The organism is Bacillus sp. VA13 (assembly GCF_055710085.1).
The window spans coordinates 421,280-437,543 of the sequence record NZ_JBVQPP010000002.1 but is presented as its reverse complement, the minus strand read 5'-3'; the positions used below and the strand labels follow the sequence as shown (position 1 = coordinate 437,543).

The following is a 16,264-nucleotide window of genomic DNA, read 5'->3' as shown; positions in this document are numbered from 1 at the left end:
AAATCCTATGTCCGTATACTTTAGCTTTACAAAAAGCTTTCCCTCGGACGAAAAAATTTACTCGCTAATTATTTCGCGATGACTTTTTTGTATTCCGGTGTCCACATTGCATCAAGAACCGCTTGTTTCACATCTTCAGGCTGACGATTTGCTACGCCGTCTTTAATTGCTGCTTCAGCAACGGCAATTGCAACTTGAATAGAAACTTCTTGAAGCTTGTCAATGCTTGGAAGCAATCCTGCCCCAGGTGTTTCAAGATCAACCATTTCAGCAATCGCATCAGCAGTTGCAGCAAACATAGCAGGCGTAATGATACGCGCTTCAGCTACAATTGAACCAAGTCCAAGACCAGGGAACGCGAATGCGTTGTTAGATTGTCCGATTTCATAAGAAACACCGTTGTATTCTACATTGTCAAATGGGCTTCCTGTTGCAATAAGCACTTTTCCGTCAGTCCATTTGAACAGATCTTCAGGAACTGCTTCAGCAAGGTGAGTCGGGTTAGACATCGGCATGATAACCGGACGGTCTACGTGAGATGCCATCTCTTTCACAATTTCCTCTGTGAACGCACCTGAAACCCCTGAAGTACCAATCAAGATAGTTGGTTTCGCTTGGCGAACCACTTCATCGAATGGAATTTGGCCTTTTTCATCGCGTTTCCAGTCTTGTACTTCATCTGTACTGCGAAGGTAAGGTTTTTGGAAATCAAGGATACCTTCGATTTCTTCAGTCAGCAAGCCTCTGTAATCAATTGTGTAGAAGCGTTTGTTAGCTTCTTCTTCAGATAATCCAGCAAGCACCATTGTGTCACGGATTTGGTCGGCAATACCGATACCAGCAGAACCAGCACCAAAGACAACAACACGCTGATCTTTAATAGAAGCGCCAGTTTTCTTCATAGCAGCAAGCACACCAGCGAGTGTGATCGCGCCTGTACCTTGGATATCATCATTAAATGTAAGAACTTCATGGTTGTATTTTTTCATGATATTGCGTGCATTTTTGTTACCAAGGTCTTCCCAGTGAAGAAGCGCTTTAGGGAAGAATTTCAATGCTGCTTTTACATAAGCGTCAATGAAAGCTTCATAGCGTTCGCCTTGAACACGTTCATGCTTGTTACCAATATATAAAGGATCATTCAGTAGTTTTTCGTTGTTTGTACCGACATCAAGCACTACCGGGATAACACGGCTAGGGTCAATGCCTGCTGCAGCAGTGTAAACCGCCAATTTACCGATTGCGATGTTAATACCGCCTACACCCCAGTCACCGATACCGAGAATACTTTCAGAGTCAGTAGCAACGATCAGATCAATATCCCCTGCTGTCGCATGAAGGTTTTCAAAAGCTTTTTCAATACCGTCAATATTGTCGATTGACAAGTAGATACCTTGAGGTCTTCTATATTCATGGCTGTATTCCTGAATCGCTTCACCAACTGTTGGTGTGTACACAACAGGAAGCATTTCGCGAAGATGGTTTTTCAGCAATTTATAGAAAAGAACTTCGTTACGGTTTGCAAGATCACTTAAGTAAACATTTTGACGAAGGCGGTCAGGCTGCGCTTGGAATTGCTCGTATGCGCGTTGTGCTTGTTGATCAAGAGAAAGTACAGTTGGCGGCAGAAGTCCTTCTAAGCCAAGTTCTTGTCTTTCTTCTATTGAAAAAGCAACACCTTTATTTAAAGTAGGAATAGATAAAACTTCTTTTCCTCTAAGAGTTGTTTCTAAGTGGCCTTCTTTCGTTTTTTTTATGTTATTCAAGCAAATCTCCTTCTTTCTTGAAATAGTTAACCAAGTTAAGTAATAACCCATCTAAAAAATACCGATCATGATCTTTATGCGACTTTGTGACAATTATTCGAACAATGTCTCAAAACTATTTACATTACGTAAGCTATTGTATGCCTGTCCAAATCAAAATTCAAGGGAAGAAAATTAGTTAATTTTTTAATACACTTAATTAAATTTTTTAATTATGTATTATCAGAATATAAAAAAAACACCGGTGTTTTTAGCCGGTGTTTTCTATCTTTAGACCCATGTTTTGGACTATTTTTTAAATTTTCCTGGGACTTCGTGGTGATGTCTGCATCTTGCTTCATACGATTCGGATGCGCCCACCAAAATGACCGGATCATCGTAAGAAGCAGGTTTACCGTCAATCAGGCGCTGTGTTCTGCTTGCCGGTGATCCGCAGACAGAACAGACGGCTTGCAGCTTCGTCACACTTTCCGCAATCGCCATAATACTCGGGACGACGCCGAACGGCTCTCCCCTAAAATCCATATCAAGGCCCGCCGCAATCACACGGTAGCCTTTATCGGCAAGAGATGATAAAACCGCAACAATTTCCTCATCAAAAAACTGCACTTCATCAACCGCAATCACATCCGTACTCTCACTGATGTGATCCCAAATATCCGCAGCAGAAGAAATGGCATAGCTCGTCATGGATGTTCCATTATGGGAGACAACAGCATCTTCGCTGTATCGATTATCAATCACAGGTTTAAATACCCTGACTTCCTGCTTGGCGTAAGTCGCTCTCTTCACTCTTCTGATCAGCTCTTCAGATTTCCCCGAGAACATGCTGCCACAAATCAGCTCAAGCCACCCGCTTTGTTTCATTATGTACATAGGCTTCGCTCTCCTCTCTGCCAGCTGTGTGTTTTAGACAATATAAAAAACAGGCAAGAGTGCTTCTTGCCTGTTGAAAAATCTATTATTACTTAAGACCGTATTTTTTGTTAAAGCGATCAACACGACCATCAGCAGAAGCGAATTTTTGACGGCCAGTGTAGAATGGGTGGCATTCAGAGCAAATCTCAACGCGTACCTCTTCTTTTACTGAGCCTGTTTCAAATTCATTTCCGCAAGCGCATTTAACTGTTGCTTTTTTGAAATTAGGATGAATTCCTGCTTTCATTGTATCCATCTCCTTCCGCCCTGAATCCCGTGTGGAAACAGAGTTATTATTTCGGAGCATTGTCCGAAACGCATATGAGAAAATTATATCAGTGATTTACTTCTTTTGCAAATACAATTTATCGTCTAGCAGATGATAGATTTGCCTGTTTCCATTCTTGATTGAGAATATCGAAAAATTCCTGGTTTGTTTTGGTTTTTTTCATTTTTCTCATGAATTTTTCTGCGAAATCAGGTGAATCAGACATCGTTTTGCGGATAGACCATAAACGATCAAGGTGCTCTTTAGGCACAAGCAGCTCTTCCTTGCGCGTTCCCGAACGGCGGATATCGATGGCCGGGAAGATGCGGCGCTCTGCCAGAGAACGGTCAAGGTGTAGCTCCATGTTGCCTGTTCCCTTGAATTCTTCATAAATGACATCATCCATACGTGACCCTGTATCGACAAGAGCCGTAGCAAGGATAGTTAAGCTTCCGCCCTCTTCGATATTTCTCGCAGCCCCGAAGAAGCGTTTCGGACGGTGGAACGCTGCTGGGTCAATCCCCCCGGAAAGCGTTCTTCCGCTCGGCGGAATCACTAAGTTGTAGGCGCGGGCAAGGCGTGTGATGCTGTCCATCAGAATGATGACATCTTTTTTGTGTTCCACGAGACGCATCGCGCGCTCAAGCACGAGCTCGGCTACTTTAATATGGTTTTCCGGCACTTCATCAAACGTTGAGCTGACGACATCCCCAGCTACAGAACGCTCGATATCGGTCACTTCCTCCGGTCTTTCGTCGATCAAAAGCACGATCAGCTCTGCTTCAGGCTGGTTTGCTGTAATGCTGTTGGCAATTTCCTTCAGCAGCATCGTTTTTCCGGCTTTTGGAGGCGCAACAATCAAACCGCGCTGTCCAAATCCAACCGGCGCCATCATGTCCATTATTCTAGTAGACAAGAAGTTCGGCTTTGTTTCAAGCACCATTTGACGGTCTGGATAAAGAGGTGTAAGAGCCGGGAAATGCACACGCTCTTTTGCTGATTCGGGATCATCCCCGTTTACTGCTTCAACGTGCAAAAGTCCATAGTAACGCTCATTTTCTTTTGGCGGGCGAACCTTGCCTGATACTTTGTCTCCGTTCCGCAAATCGAAACGGCGGATTTGTGAAGCTGAGATGTAAATGTCTTCTGAGCTTGGAGAGTAGTTGATCGGTCTCAGGAAGCCGAAACCTTCAGACTGGATGATCTCAAGAACGCCTTCCATAAACAGCAGATCTTCCTGTTCTGCATTTGCTTTCAGAATGGCGAAAATGAGTTCTTTTTTTGTCAGTTTGCTGTAGTAGGAGATTTTATAATGTCTTGCAAGTTCATAAAGTTCTTTCAATTTCATATTTTCCAAAGAGGAAATAGATACGTCTTTCATAAAAACACCACGCTTTTCATAGTCAATATCTTACTTGCACATGTAATCTGCTGCTTTTGCACAACATCCGCCAAAGCACATTCTTTTTTTAACATAAAGGAACTTCTATCGGTAACACTTCCACCCATGATCGGCGCTTTTGTTAAAAGGATTGTCTTAATGAGTTTTGAAGGAAGCGAGGACAAAAACATGAGAAGATCAATACTTATATCGTCTGTATGCGGTAGAAATTGAAACTTTCCTAGTGCTTAAAAGAAGGAATTACGCAGTAAAATTCGCAGCACTCTTTATTTTTACCTTATTTCAAAAAATTATTCAACTGAAATAAGGTTTTGACACGGAATTGATAGAGTTGACGCTTTTCTGCAAAGGAAAAGCGGGCTCACACCCGCTTTTTCTGTTTGTTATGGACGGATTACAAGATTTGGTTTCTTTTTCAGGCTGTGTCTGCCGTCAACGAAGCGGACAGTGCCTGATTTTGCACGGATAACTAAGCTTTCAGTTGTGCCGACAGAGCCTTTGAATTGAACGCCTTTTAACAGCTCGCCGTCCGTTACACCGGTAGCTGCAAAAATCGCGTCATCACCCTTCACAAGGTCTTCCATGCGGAGGACTTTGCTTAAATCAAGGCCCATTTTGTGACAGCGTGTGATTTCTTCTTCGCTTTGCGGAAGAAGTTTACCAATAATTTCTCCGCCGAGCGCTTTTAACGCAACAGCGGATAGCACACCCTCAGGAGCTCCACCTGATCCGAACAGGATATCAACGCCCGTGTGGTCGAAAGCCGTGTTGATGGCGCCTGCGACATCGCCATCATTGATCAATTTGATTCTGGCGCCGGCCTCACGAAGTTCAGAAATAATTTTTGCGTGTCTTTCACGGTTTAAGATTGTGGCAACGACGTCCTCAACGTCCTTGTTTTTCGCTTTTGCCACCGCTTTAAGGTTATCAATGACGGGTGCTTCAATATCAATGCAGCCCACCGCTTCCGGACCGACTGCGATTTTTTGCATATACATGTCAGGAGCGTTCAGAAGCGTGCCGTGGTCTGCTACCGCAATAACCGTCAGCGCGTTCCAGCCGCCGCTTGCTAGGATGTTTGTGCCTTCAAGAGGGTCAACTGCGACATCGACGCGCGGGCCGTACCCGTTTCCGAGTTTTTCTCCGATATACAGCATCGGCGCTTCGTCCATTTCGCCTTCACCGATCACAACGGTCCCTTTCATCGGAACTGTATCAAAAACGTCTCTCATTGCGCTCGTTGCCGCTTCATCAGCCTCATCTTTTTTTCCCCGGCCCATCCATCTAGCAGATGCCAATGCCGCAGCTTCGGTCACACGTACCAATTCCATTGATAAACTTCTTTCCATTTCAACACGATCTCCTCTCACAAGAAACCATTATGAATTTTGAAGCTGTTCTATTTCTTCGTCAGTCATTCTTTCACGCCAGATTGTCGCTCCAAGCCCCTCAAGCTTCTTCTCAAGGCTGCTGTATCCGCGGTCAATATGCTCCAGGCCCGTAATTTCCGTGACGCCGTCAGCCATCAGGCCAGCTACCACCAGACAAGCTCCGGCACGAAGATCGCTCGCCTTCACTTTTGCGCCTTGAAGCTCGACAGGACCTGTGATGATGGCAGATCTGCCTTCTACTTTCATATTGGCACCCATTCGTCTCAGCTCATCAATGTGCTTGAATCTTGCCGAGTAGATGGTGTCTGTTACGACGCTTGTCCCTTTTGCCCTTGTCAGGAGCGCCGTCATCGGCTGCTGCAAATCAGTCGGAAAGCCCGGGTATACAAGGGTTTTGACATCAACCGGCTTTAAGTGCTTCTGCCCGCCGACAATGAGAAGCTGGTCGTCGCTTGTTTCGATATGATAACCCATTTCTCTCAGCTTTGCCGTTAACGACTCAAGATGAGTGGGAATCACATTATCGATAATAACTTCCTTTCCCATTGCAGCTCCTGCAATCATAAATGTCCCGGCCTCAATTCTGTCCGGTATGATCGTATGCTTGCAGCCGTGCAGTTCCTTCACGCCGTCGATTCGGATCACATTGGTTCCCGCACCTTTGATTTTGGCTCCCATGCTGGTAAGCAGTGTCGCGACATCAATGATCTCAGGCTCCTTGGCAGCGTTTTCGATGATCGTTTTTCCTTCTGCCAAAACAGCGGCAAGCATAATGTTAATGGTTGCCCCTACGCTTACGACATCTAAATAAATACGTGCGCCTCTCAGCCTTTCAGCACGCAAATAAATAGCACCCTGTTCATTGGTCACTTCAGCCCCTAGCGCTTCAAAGCCTTTGATATGCTGATCAATCGGACGGGGCCCTAAGTGGCAGCCGCCGGGCAATCCGATGACGGCCTGCTTGAAGCGGCCGAGCATCGCCCCCATTAAATAATAGGACGCGCGAAGCTTTTTTACTTTCCCGTTAGGAAGCGGCATGCTGATCATCGACGTGGGGTCAACAACCATTTCCCCATTCTCAAAATGCACGTTGCCGCCGATTTCCTTTAACAGGTCACGCAGCGTTTCAATATCTGAAATCTCTGGAAGCCCTTCAATTGTCACCTCGGAATTTGCCAAAATGGTTGCAGGTATTAATGCAACAGCACTATTTTTAGCGCCGCTGATATGTACTGTACCGTTTAACGAGTCACCGCCGGCAATATTCAACTTTTCCATGATAGTCTCCTTCCATAAGAAGATAGCTGCGGAGCTAAATAAAATGTCATTTTATTCTGTCTCTGCAAATAAAGCTTATGTCCAAAATCTAGCCAATTCGAAGAGAAAGAATACAACACATTGTAAAATATCAGGAAGAAAATAGCGAAGCTTTGCGGGGTACAGGTTTCGAAAGTTGCACAGAGACCCGCCGGCTCAAGAGACATCGTCTTCATCCGGCAAAAGCAGTACGCAAACCCTTCATTCCGATATCAGCTTCTGCAGCCCAATGATTCCTTCTCTGTAAAGCGGCGTCAGCATCTGTAGGTCCGCTGTATCAGACGGTGAAAAACAAAGGCCGCGGCAAACAGGCATAAAGCTGTTTGCCGCCCTTTGCAATTATTTATTCCAGTCTGCCAGGAATTGTTCAATTCCTTTGTCTGTTAACGGATGCTTAGTGAGCGCATGAATGACTTTCAGCGGCATTGTGCCGATATGAGCCCCTCTTAGAGCGGCTTCTGTCACGTGCTGCGGATGGCGGATTGACGCTGCAATGATTTGCGTGTCAAGACCGTGAATGTCAAAAATCGTCTTGACGTCTGAAATCAGGTCAAGTCCGTTGTGGCCGATGTCATCTAAACGTCCCAGGAATGGAGATACATACGTTGCCCCAGCTCTGGCAGCGAGAAGCGCCTGGTTGGCATTGAAGATCAATGTGACGTTTGTTTTGATGCCTAAGTCAGTAAGTGCTCTTACCGCTTTTAAGCCATCAGTCGTCATCGGGATTTTCACCGTAATGTTCGGAGCGATTTTCGCCAGTTCTTTTCCTTCCTCGATCATTTCCTCAGCTTTCAAAGAAATAACCTCTGCGCTTACAGAGCCTTTCACGACATCTGTGATCTCGCGAAGACGGTCGTGGAATGATACGTTAGCTTCTTTTGCTACTAAACTAGGATTCGTCGTTACACCGGCGAGAATTCCTAATTCATTCGCTTCTTTAATTTCATCGATATTGGCTGTATCAACAAAGAATAACATTTTCAAAAAGCCTCCCTGATTAAGAAATTTTCTGAACTGTGAATATGATTGCGCTTTCTAAAGATAGACGGAAAACCGCCTGTCAAGCTGTCAGGCGGCTATAAACGTTCCAATTGAATTAAGCTTGGTTTGAAGAACCAAATTCACGCATTTTACCGATAACTGTTTCTTTGATCGCTTCACGAGCTGGTCCAAGATATTTACGTGGATCGTACTCGTCAGGCTTAGCTGCCAATGTTTCGCGAACAGCTTTTGCAGAAGAAATTTGGTTTTCAGTATTCACGTTGATTTTAGCTGTACCAAGTGAAATTGATTTTTTGATGTCATCAGTCGGAATTCCAGTACCGCCGTGAAGAACTAGCGGAAGACCAGTTGATTTTCCGATCTCTTCCATCTCTTTGAAACCAAGGTTTGGCTCACCTTTGTAAGGGCCGTGAACAGAACCTAATGCCGGTGCAAGGCAGTCGATGCCAGTGCGCTCAACAAGCTCTTGGCACTCTTTCGGATCAGCGTAGATTACGCCTTCAGCGATAACGTCATCTTCTTGTCCGCCGACTGTTCCAAGCTCAGCTTCTACAGATACTCCGTGGAAATGAGCAAGCTCAACAACTTTAGAAGTTGTTGCTACGTTTTCTTCAAATGGATGGTGAGAAGCGTCGATCATGACAGATGTGAAACCTGCATGAATCGCTTTCGCACAAGATTCAAAGCTTGAACCATGGTCTAAGTGAATCGCAACAGGAACTGTCACTTTGTACTCTTCCATAAGTGCTTTTACCATAGCAACGACTGTTTTGAAGCCGCCCATGTAGCGTCCCGCACCTTCGGAAACACCAAGGATCACTGGAGATTTTTCTTCTTCAGCTGCTTGTAAAATCGCTTGAGTAAACTCAAGGTTGTTTAAGTTAAATTGTCCTACAGCATAACCTTTTTCTTTAGCTGTATTCAACATTTCCGTCATAGAAACTAAAGGCATGTCGAATGTCCTCCTTATGTAGCCTGATTGTCTTCTAGCGAAAAAAGCTTTCCACCCTAGCATGACCCATCTATTGCTGTCATATGTAAATACCAGATCGCTTTTTCTCCATAACTAGAATACCAACTTTTCGACAAATCGGCAACACAATGACATCATTCATTTGTTTCTTCTTTTTGTCAATTAGACTTCAGGGGCAGATATTTTTTCACGGCGTCTCTGATTTCGTCGATGTCAAACGGCTTCGCAAAGTGCGTCAAGGCGCCCAGTTCCTTTGATTCCTGGATCATGTCGAGCTCTCCGTATGCCGTCATGATAATCACCCGGATGTTTTCGTCAATGACCTTCATCCGTTTTAAGATTTCGATACCGTCCATGCCGGGAATTTTCATGTCCAGAAGCACAAGGTCGGGCCGTTCTTTTGTCACGATGTCAAGCGCCTGCAGGCCGTTTGCAGCCTGAAACGTCTGGTAGCCTTCTTTATTGAATACTTCATTAAGCAAAATACGTATGCCGTATTGATCATCAACGATTAAAATTTTTTCATTCATCATTTTACACCCCAATATTATGATTTTCGTCAAAAGTAAGCAGTAGTGTATGTATTCTGTTTGATTTTCCTATTTCCTTTAATTATAATAGTCTACTTTACGACATTTTCTGAGCATTTTCTCTTTTGTTGTATACTGATATTGTACGTTATAAAGGAGGATTCACTTATGTTGAAAATATTTACGACGCAGTTAACAGGTATTTTTTCCCGCATTCAGGATAAGGAATCTGACGCGATTGAAGATGGGGCGCGGCTGCTTGCTCAAGCGGTGATCAGCGGGCATTCCATTTATTTATACGGTGCCAATGAGCTTCAGGGCGTCTTTTATGAGGCCACCGAAAGCAGCGAACCCTTCCCATCTGTCAAAGCCTTTCCACAAAGCGCTGAGGAAGTGACAGAAAGCGACAGGGTGCTGATGTTTTGCTCTGGGACGGGGACAGCCGAAGAGCAGGCGCTCGCGAAAGAGCTTTATGAAAAAGGCACGGGAGTCGTATGCGTATCGCCGGCAGCTAAAGAGAGTGCGGGAATGGAACAATATTGCGATGTGCATATTGATTCTAAATTAAAAATGCCGCTCGTTCCCGATGAAGACGGCACCCGTTACGGATTTCCCTCTTTAATGACAGCACTGTATGTCTACCATGCTTTATCGTTTACATTAAAAGAAATTCTGCAAGAGTATGCATAATATCTTATTGTACATGCTGTATCTTGCAGGAAACAAATAAAAAAGACTTGCCCGCTTTTGACAAACGGCAAGTCTTTTTTGATTACTTCTGATTTGCAGCTTCGACAGACGCTCCAATAAATCCTTTGAAAAGAGGCTGAGGTCTTGTCGGTCTTGACTTGAACTCTGGGTGGAACTGAGAAGCCACGAACCAAGGGTGGTCTTTCAGCTCGATGATTTCAACAAGGCGTCCGTCCGGGCTTGTGCCTGAGAATACAAAGCCTTGGTCTTCCATTTGCTGTCTGAATTCGTTGTTGAATTCATAACGGTGGCGGTGACGCTCGTACACCACTTCATCCTGATACACTTCAAAGGCTTTCGTGCCTTCTTCAAGCTTACATGGGTAAAGGCCGAGACGAAGCGTTCCTCCGAGATCCTCAACATCCTTCTGTTCAGGAAGAAGGTCAATGATCGGGTATTGAGTTGACGGATCAATTTCCGCAGAGTGAGCGCCTTTTAAGCCTAATACATTACGTGCGTATTCAATAGACGCAACCTGCATGCCCAAGCAAATGCCCAAGAATGGAATGTTGTTTTCGCGCGCGTATTTTGTTGCAACGATTTTGCCTTCAACACCACGGTCTCCGAATCCACCCGGCACGATGATGCCGTCCGTTCCGCTTGTGAGCTCTTCGATGTTGCTTTCTGTCACTTCTTCTGCGTTGATCCATTTCACTTTTACATCTGTGTCAAACGCATAGCCCGCATGGCGGAGAGACTCGACAACAGAGATGTATGCGTCAGGAAGCTCAACGTATTTACCGACAAGGCCGATCGTAATTGTTTGAGACAGATTGCTAACCTTGTTAACAAGCTCTTTCCACTCTGACATTTCAGCCTCTTTGCATGCCAATTGCATGTGCTCGCAAACAAGCTTGTCTAGTCCTTGTTTTTGCAGCTCAAGCGGAATGGAGTATAGGTTGTCCGCATCTTCACACTCGATCACCGCTTTTGTATCGATGTCGCAGAATAGCGCAATTTTATCTTTCATATCTTGAGAAATCGGCATTTCTGTACGCACGACGATGATGTTTGGCTGAATGCCCAAGCTGCGTAATTCTTTTACGCTGTGCTGTGTCGGTTTTGTTTTCAATTCGCCCGCAGCTTTAATGTAAGGAACAAGCGTACAGTGGATGTACATTACGTTTTCACGGCCGATGTCGCTCTTCATTTGGCGGATCGCTTCAAGGAATGGCAGTGATTCGATGTCCCCGACAGTACCGCCGATTTCTGTAATGACGACATCCGCGTTTGTTTCTTTCCCCGCGCGGTAAACACGGTCTTTCAGTTCGTTTGTGATGTGCGGGATAACCTGTACGGTTCCGCCAAGGTAGTCTCCGCGGCGTTCTTTTTTAAGAACTGTTGAATAGATTTTACCAGTTGTCACGTTGCTGAATTTATTGAGGTTGATGTCGATAAAACGCTCATAGTGACCAAGGTCCAAGTCTGTTTCGGCGCCGTCATCCGTTACGAATACTTCACCGTGCTGGTATGGGCTCATTGTTCCCGGGTCGACGTTGATGTATGGATCAAATTTTTGGATCGTCACGTTCAGTCCACGGTTTTTCAGCAAACGTCCCAATGAAGCTGCTACAATACCCTTTCCAAGTGAGGATACGACTCCCCCGGTTACAAAAATATATTTCGTCATTTCGTTTGCTCCTCTCTTCACTCTTAGCTACATTTTTAAAATGTACTGTTTTATAGAAAATCATTTAGCATTTTAAATGATTTATAAGAAAAATGAGGGGTGAAAATAAGAAAGCTCCCTTTCAATTTCTTGAAAGGGAGCATAACGCACTATGTTCTCTCTTCGTTTTTGAAGAGCCCAAAATACATACTACATAGTTCGACTTTGAAAGTCAAGATGGTTTTGAAGATGATCTATTACTATTTGAGATCCTCATCTTCATCATCAAGATCTTCATCATCTTCATCAATAATATCCTCTTCGATCTCAAGATCATCATCGTCTTCATCAAGATCTTCATCGTCAAAATCGTCGGTATCAAGATCAAGTTCTTCCTCGACTTCATCTAAATCAATGTCGTCTTCGTCGATCACTTCAAACTCGTCAAGGTCAAGATCTTCTTCGACTACTTTCTTCGCTTTTTTCTTTTTCGCCTTGACGGTCGGCTGCGTTTCTTCGTCAAGCTGATCATACGGATACCAGCTGCGAAGTCCCCAAGTCTGGTCAGAAAGCGCCAGGAAGCGGCCGTCAATGTTTAAATCTGTATAAAATTGAGCGATGCGGTCTCCAAGCTCTTCTTTTGTCACGCCGAGCAAAGATGCAATTTCATTTAAAAGCTCCTGAAAAGGAACTGGTTTTTTATGTTCTTCAAATAATTCGTGAGCGATTTCAACTAAAGCCATTTCCTTTAGCTCTTCCTGTGAATATTGTTTGATACCCAAGGTCGGACACTCCCTTTCTATTACTTATATGTATCTGTTTTATCAATAATGAAAGCGATTTTGTATCGTTCTTATACAAACCATACCTCTCATTATAAACAAAATAAAACAGAATATGCTACCCTTAACAGCGTTAATTTAAATAATTTTACAAGAGTGTTCCGACTGATAGATGTTTTGCGTCAATCCGCGAGCATTCTGGAGATGACAAGTCTTTGAATTTCTTGAGTGCCTTCATAGATTTGCGTGATTTTTGCATCACGCATATAGCGTTCAACCGGATAATCTTTTGTATAGCCATAGCCGCCGAAAATCTGCACGGCTTCGGTCGTCACCTTCATCGCCGTATCCCCCGCCAGCAGTTTGGACATGGCGGAAGCTTTTCCATATGGAAGGCCTGATGATTCCAGCCATGCCGCCTGATAGGTCAATAGCCTTGAAGCTTCTATCATTGTAGCCATATCCGCGAGTTTAAAAGCAATGCCCTGCTGCTCGGCGATTGATTTTCCGAATTGCTTTCTCTCTTTTGCGTATTGAAGCGCCGCATCAAGCGCTCCCTGAGCGATGCCCACGGCTTGAGCGGCAATGCCGTTTCTTCCTCCATCAAGCGTCTTCATCGCGATTTTGAAGCCTTCCCCTTCTTCTCCAAGACGGTTTGCTGCGGGCACAACACAATCTTCGAATGTGATTTCTGTTGTCGGAGACGAACGGATGCCCAGCTTCTTTTCTTTCTTGCCTGTCAAAAATCCTTCGAAATTCTTTTCTACAATAAAAGCGGAAATGCCTTTTTTCTTTTTCGCGGGATCGGTGACTGCAAAAACAATGTAAATATCCGCGATTCCGCCGTTTGTGATAAACACTTTTGAGCCATTTAACACATAGTCATCGCCGATTCGTTCAGCAGTTGTTTTCATGCCGCCGGCGTCAGAGCCGGACCCTGCTTCGGTCAAAGCAAAAGCACCGATTTTCTCTCCTAGGGCCAGTTGTGTCAAATACTCTGTCTTCTGTTCTTCCGTCCCAAAGGCAAACAGCGGCCAACTGCAAAGAGAGATATGGGCGGAAAGCGTCACACCGGTGGAGGCGCACACTTTTGACAGTTCCTCCACCGCGATGACGTAGGCCAGATAGTCACTTCCGATTCCTCCATAATCTTCAGGCCACGGAATTCCCGTCAGCCCCAGATTCGCCATTTCCCGAAACAACTCGCGGTCGAAGCGTTCTTGTTCGTCGCGTTCTGCGGCTGTCGGGGCCACCTCATGCTTCGCAAAATCACGCACCAATTTTTGTATCATCTCGTGTTCTTCTGATAATGAAAACTTCATGGCTTCTCCCCCATTTTCATATCAGCACCTAAGACAGATTGAGCCAGAAGCTCGGCGACATCATACGTTTTGACTTGGTCTTCGGCTTCTTTCGCCTTTGTGCCATCTCCGAGCATCGTGAGACAGTACGGACAGCCTGAGCTGATCACCGATGGGTTGACCGCGAGCGCTTGCTCTGTTCTGGCGACATTAATCCTATTGCCCGTTTCTTCCTCCATCCACATTAATCCCCCGCCGGCGCCGCAGCACATGCCGGTTTCCCGGTTTCTCTCCATTTCAATCAGCTGTACGCCAGGAATGGCTTTCAAAATCTCCCTCGGCTGATCATAGACTTCGTTGTACCGGCCCAAGTAGCATGAATCATGGAAGGTAATCACCTCTTGAAGGGGGTGCTGCGGTTTTAGTTTCCCGTTCCTTACCAGCTCGGCCAGCACTTCTGTATGATGATAAACCTCGCCTTCAAAACCGAAATCAGGATACTCATTTTTAAATAAATTGTATGCATGCGGATCGATCGTAACGATTTTTTCCACATGATTTTTTTCAAATTCAGAGATATTCTTCTCAGCCAGCTCTTGGAATAAAAATTCATTTCCGAGGCGGCGCGGCGTGTCTCCTGAATTTTTTTCTTTATTACCGAGGATCGCGAAGGACACGCCCGCGTGATTGAGCAGCTTGGCAAAGGAAATCGCGATTTTCTGGCTTCTGTTGTCGTATGACCCCATGGAACCGACCCAGAAAAGATACTCAAATTCTTTTCCTTCTTTTTTCATTTCTTTCACGGTCGGAATCTCAGCATCCGGCGCCGCGTCACGCCAATTTTCACGTTCCTTGCGGTTGAGGCCCCACGGATTTCCCTGCCGCTCGATACTGGTCATGGCGCGCTGTGCGTCACTGTCCATTTTTCCTTCTGTCAGTACGAGGTAGCGGCGAAGGTCGATGATTTTATCCACGTGCTCGTTCATGACCGGACATTGATCCTCACAATTCCGGCAAGTGGTGCACGCCCAAATTTCTTCCTCTGTGATGACGTCACCGATCAAGCTCGGATTGTAATCTATCGCTGCAGCGGCTTCCTGCGATCCGCTGCCCGCTGACGCCGCCGCCAGCTGATTGCTTCTCGTATGCCGGAACGCTGCCGCGGGCACCCATGGCGAACGCGAGGTGACAGCGGCGCCTTTTTCAGTAAGATGGTCTCTGAGACGCAAAATCAAGTCCATCGGCGACAGCATTTTTCCGGTGCCTGTTGCAGGGCACATATTGGTGCAGCGGCCGCACTCGACACACGCGTACAGATCAAGCAGCTGAGTCTGCCGAAAATCTTCAATTTTCCCCGCTCCGTAGCTTTCTTTCGTTTCATCGGTAAAATCAATTTTTTCAAGCTTTCCGGCTGATTCCATTCTATTGAAGAAGACATTGGCAGGTCCGGCGATTAAATGGGCATGCTTCGACTGAGGCACGTACACTAAAAAGCTCAGCAAAAACAGAAGATGCGCCCACCATGCGATATAGAAAATCACCGCCGCACCTGTTTCCCCGACCCCGCTAAGCAAAAACGCAATACCTGATGCAATCGGCTCGCTCCAAGAAAGCCCGTGCTCATGCCAGATCAAATTCATCCCGTTTCCAAGCAGAACCGTCAGCATTAATCCCCCGATAAAAATGAGAACGAGCCCTGCTTTGAAACCGCGTTTCAGCCTGACGAGCTTTTCAATATAACGTCTGTAGAATGCCCAGCCTACAGCAATTAAAATAAGAAATGTAACGATTTCCTGAAAAAAGGTGAAGGCGGGATAGACAGGGCCAAGCGGCAGATTCCGATCAGGAGCCAGTCCTTTGATAATAAAGTCAATTGCTCCGAACTGAACCAATATAAATCCGTAGAAAAACATGACGTGAATGATTCCGCTTTTCTTATCCTTGAGCAGTTTTTTCTGTCCGAATACATTCACCCATATGGCGCGAAGCCGTTCCTTGATCCGTTGATCAAAATGTTCTTTCTGCCCGAGCCTGATGTAGGCCAGTCTCGTTTTAACCAAGTAGACAAACAAATAGACAGCGTAAGCGGTTACAATCAGAAATAACAATGCATTTGCGATGAGAAAGCCGCTCATTCTAATTCCCCCTTTTTACTGATAAAGACCGCGATCCCCTACCCTCGAATCTGTATAAGATTATCTTTATGATAAATAATGAATGAGTGTTCAGTCAATAATTAAATTCCAGCTGATCGG

The 16,264-nt window shown here is 45.2% G+C and carries 15 protein-coding genes; 1 reads left to right on the top strand and 14 read right to left on the bottom strand.

The window, feature by feature from the left end:
- Window positions 1–68 precede the first annotated feature (68 nt).
- The 10 genes from malS to spo0F form a co-directional block, all read right to left on the bottom strand.
- Window positions 69–1,766: an oxaloacetate-decarboxylating malate dehydrogenase gene (malS, locus tag AC0C66_RS10380; RefSeq protein WP_014115518.1), complete on the bottom strand. Its 1,698-nt coding sequence runs from the start codon at window positions 1,764–1,766 to the stop codon at window positions 69–71.
- Between the two features lie 288 nt (window positions 1,767–2,054).
- A complete protein-coding gene (locus tag AC0C66_RS10375) occupies window positions 2,055–2,642 on the bottom strand; it encodes a thymidine kinase (protein WP_061186490.1) in 588 nt (195 codons plus the stop codon).
- 88 nt (window positions 2,643–2,730) lie between these two features.
- Entirely contained in the window at window positions 2,731–2,931 is a 201-nt protein-coding gene (gene rpmE, locus AC0C66_RS10370; RefSeq protein WP_003151132.1) for a 50S ribosomal protein L31, read from the bottom strand.
- A gap of 118 nt (window positions 2,932–3,049) precedes the next feature.
- Window positions 3,050–4,333 (bottom strand): transcription termination factor Rho, encoded by a 1,284-nt coding sequence (gene rho, locus AC0C66_RS10365; protein WP_003221939.1) that lies wholly within the window; start codon window positions 4,331–4,333, stop codon window positions 3,050–3,052.
- The gene (locus AC0C66_RS10360; protein ID WP_013308072.1) at window positions 4,330–4,524 is read right to left on the bottom strand and encodes a hypothetical protein; all 195 of its coding nucleotides are present in this window, start codon (window positions 4,522–4,524) and stop codon (window positions 4,330–4,332) included. The genes rho and AC0C66_RS10360 overlap by 4 nt, the downstream gene beginning before the upstream one ends.
- Window positions 4,525–4,737: 213 nt before the next feature.
- Window positions 4,738–5,703: a class II fructose-bisphosphatase gene (gene glpX / locus AC0C66_RS10355; RefSeq protein ID WP_003242962.1), complete on the bottom strand. Its 966-nt coding sequence runs from the start codon at window positions 5,701–5,703 to the stop codon at window positions 4,738–4,740.
- A 30-nt stretch (window positions 5,704–5,733) separates the two neighbouring features.
- Window positions 5,734–7,023 (bottom strand): UDP-N-acetylglucosamine 1-carboxyvinyltransferase, encoded by a 1,290-nt coding sequence (locus tag AC0C66_RS10350; RefSeq protein ID WP_014115520.1) that lies wholly within the window; start codon window positions 7,021–7,023, stop codon window positions 5,734–5,736.
- A 378-nt stretch (window positions 7,024–7,401) separates the two neighbouring features.
- Window positions 7,402–8,040 carry a fructose-6-phosphate aldolase gene (gene fsa, locus AC0C66_RS10345; protein ID WP_014115521.1) on the bottom strand — a complete coding sequence of 213 codons (639 nt, stop codon included), beginning with the start codon at window positions 8,038–8,040 and terminating at the stop codon, window positions 7,402–7,404.
- A 118-nt stretch (window positions 8,041–8,158) separates the two neighbouring features.
- Window positions 8,159–9,016, bottom strand: coding sequence for a class II fructose-bisphosphate aldolase (locus tag AC0C66_RS10340; RefSeq protein ID WP_072182952.1), 858 nt, complete (start codon window positions 9,014–9,016; stop codon window positions 8,159–8,161).
- A 179-nt stretch (window positions 9,017–9,195) separates the two neighbouring features.
- Entirely contained in the window at window positions 9,196–9,570 is a 375-nt protein-coding gene (gene spo0F, locus AC0C66_RS10335) for a sporulation initiation phosphotransferase Spo0F (RefSeq protein ID WP_003227621.1), read from the bottom strand.
- Window positions 9,571–9,735: 165 nt separating this feature from the next.
- On the opposite strand from spo0F, the gene AC0C66_RS10330 reads away from it, so the two are divergent.
- Window positions 9,736–10,257: a DUF2529 domain-containing protein gene (locus AC0C66_RS10330; RefSeq protein WP_461845774.1), complete on the top strand. Its 522-nt coding sequence runs from the start codon at window positions 9,736–9,738 to the stop codon at window positions 10,255–10,257.
- Window positions 10,258–10,339: 82 nt separating this feature from the next.
- On the opposite strand, the gene pyrG is transcribed toward AC0C66_RS10330, so the two are convergent.
- The 4 genes from pyrG to AC0C66_RS10310 form a co-directional block, all read right to left on the bottom strand.
- Window positions 10,340–11,947, bottom strand: a complete 1,608-nt coding sequence (gene pyrG, locus AC0C66_RS10325) for a glutamine hydrolyzing CTP synthase (RefSeq protein ID WP_014115524.1) — start codon at window positions 11,945–11,947, stop codon at window positions 10,340–10,342.
- Window positions 11,948–12,186: 239 nt separating this feature from the next.
- Window positions 12,187–12,708, bottom strand: coding sequence for a DNA-directed RNA polymerase subunit delta (rpoE, locus tag AC0C66_RS10320; protein ID WP_053407039.1), 522 nt, complete (start codon window positions 12,706–12,708; stop codon window positions 12,187–12,189).
- A 182-nt stretch (window positions 12,709–12,890) separates the two neighbouring features.
- On the bottom strand, window positions 12,891–14,030 hold the full coding sequence (gene acdA, locus AC0C66_RS10315; protein WP_268455904.1) for an acyl-CoA dehydrogenase AcdA: 1,140 nt from the start codon (window positions 14,028–14,030) through the stop codon (window positions 12,891–12,893).
- A complete protein-coding gene (locus AC0C66_RS10310; RefSeq protein WP_472973568.1) occupies window positions 14,027–16,144 on the bottom strand; it encodes a heterodisulfide reductase-related iron-sulfur binding cluster in 2,118 nt (705 codons plus the stop codon). Before AC0C66_RS10310 ends, acdA begins: the two co-directional genes overlap by 4 nt.
- Window positions 16,145–16,264 lie beyond the last annotated feature (120 nt).

Bases quoted from the DNA above. Each gene is read 5' to 3' on its own strand.
- AC0C66_RS10360 (WP_013308072.1), bottom strand. From the start codon at position 4,524: ATGTTTTTGTCCTCGCTTCCTTCAAAACTCATTAAGACAATCCTTTTA.
- rpmE (WP_003151132.1), bottom strand. From the start codon at position 2,931: ATGAAAGCAGGAATTCATCCTAATTTCAAAAAAGCAACAGTTAAATGC.
- acdA (WP_268455904.1), bottom strand. From the start codon at position 14,030: ATGAAGTTTTCATTATCAGAAGAACACGAGATGATACAAAAATTGGTG.
- AC0C66_RS10375 (WP_061186490.1), bottom strand. From the start codon at position 2,642: ATGTACATAATGAAACAAAGCGGGTGGCTTGAGCTGATTTGTGGCAGC.
- AC0C66_RS10340 (WP_072182952.1), bottom strand. From the start codon at position 9,016: ATGCCTTTAGTTTCTATGACGGAAATGTTGAATACAGCTAAAGAAAAA.
- rho (WP_003221939.1), bottom strand. From the start codon at position 4,333: ATGAAAGACGTATCTATTTCCTCTTTGGAAAATATGAAATTGAAAGAA.
- AC0C66_RS10310 (WP_472973568.1), bottom strand. From the start codon at position 16,144: ATGAGCGGCTTTCTCATCGCAAATGCATTGTTATTTCTGATTGTAACC.
- AC0C66_RS10350 (WP_014115520.1), bottom strand. From the start codon at position 7,023: ATGGAAAAGTTGAATATTGCCGGCGGTGACTCGTTAAACGGTACAGTA.
- fsa (WP_014115521.1), bottom strand. From the start codon at position 8,040: ATGTTATTCTTTGTTGATACAGCCAATATCGATGAAATTAAAGAAGCG.
- spo0F (WP_003227621.1), bottom strand. From the start codon at position 9,570: ATGATGAATGAAAAAATTTTAATCGTTGATGATCAATACGGCATACGT.
- pyrG (WP_014115524.1), bottom strand. From the start codon at position 11,947: ATGACGAAATATATTTTTGTAACCGGGGGAGTCGTATCCTCACTTGGA.
- AC0C66_RS10330 (WP_461845774.1), top strand. From the start codon at position 9,736: ATGTTGAAAATATTTACGACGCAGTTAACAGGTATTTTTTCCCGCATT.
- glpX (WP_003242962.1), bottom strand. From the start codon at position 5,703: ATGGAAAGAAGTTTATCAATGGAATTGGTACGTGTGACCGAAGCTGCG.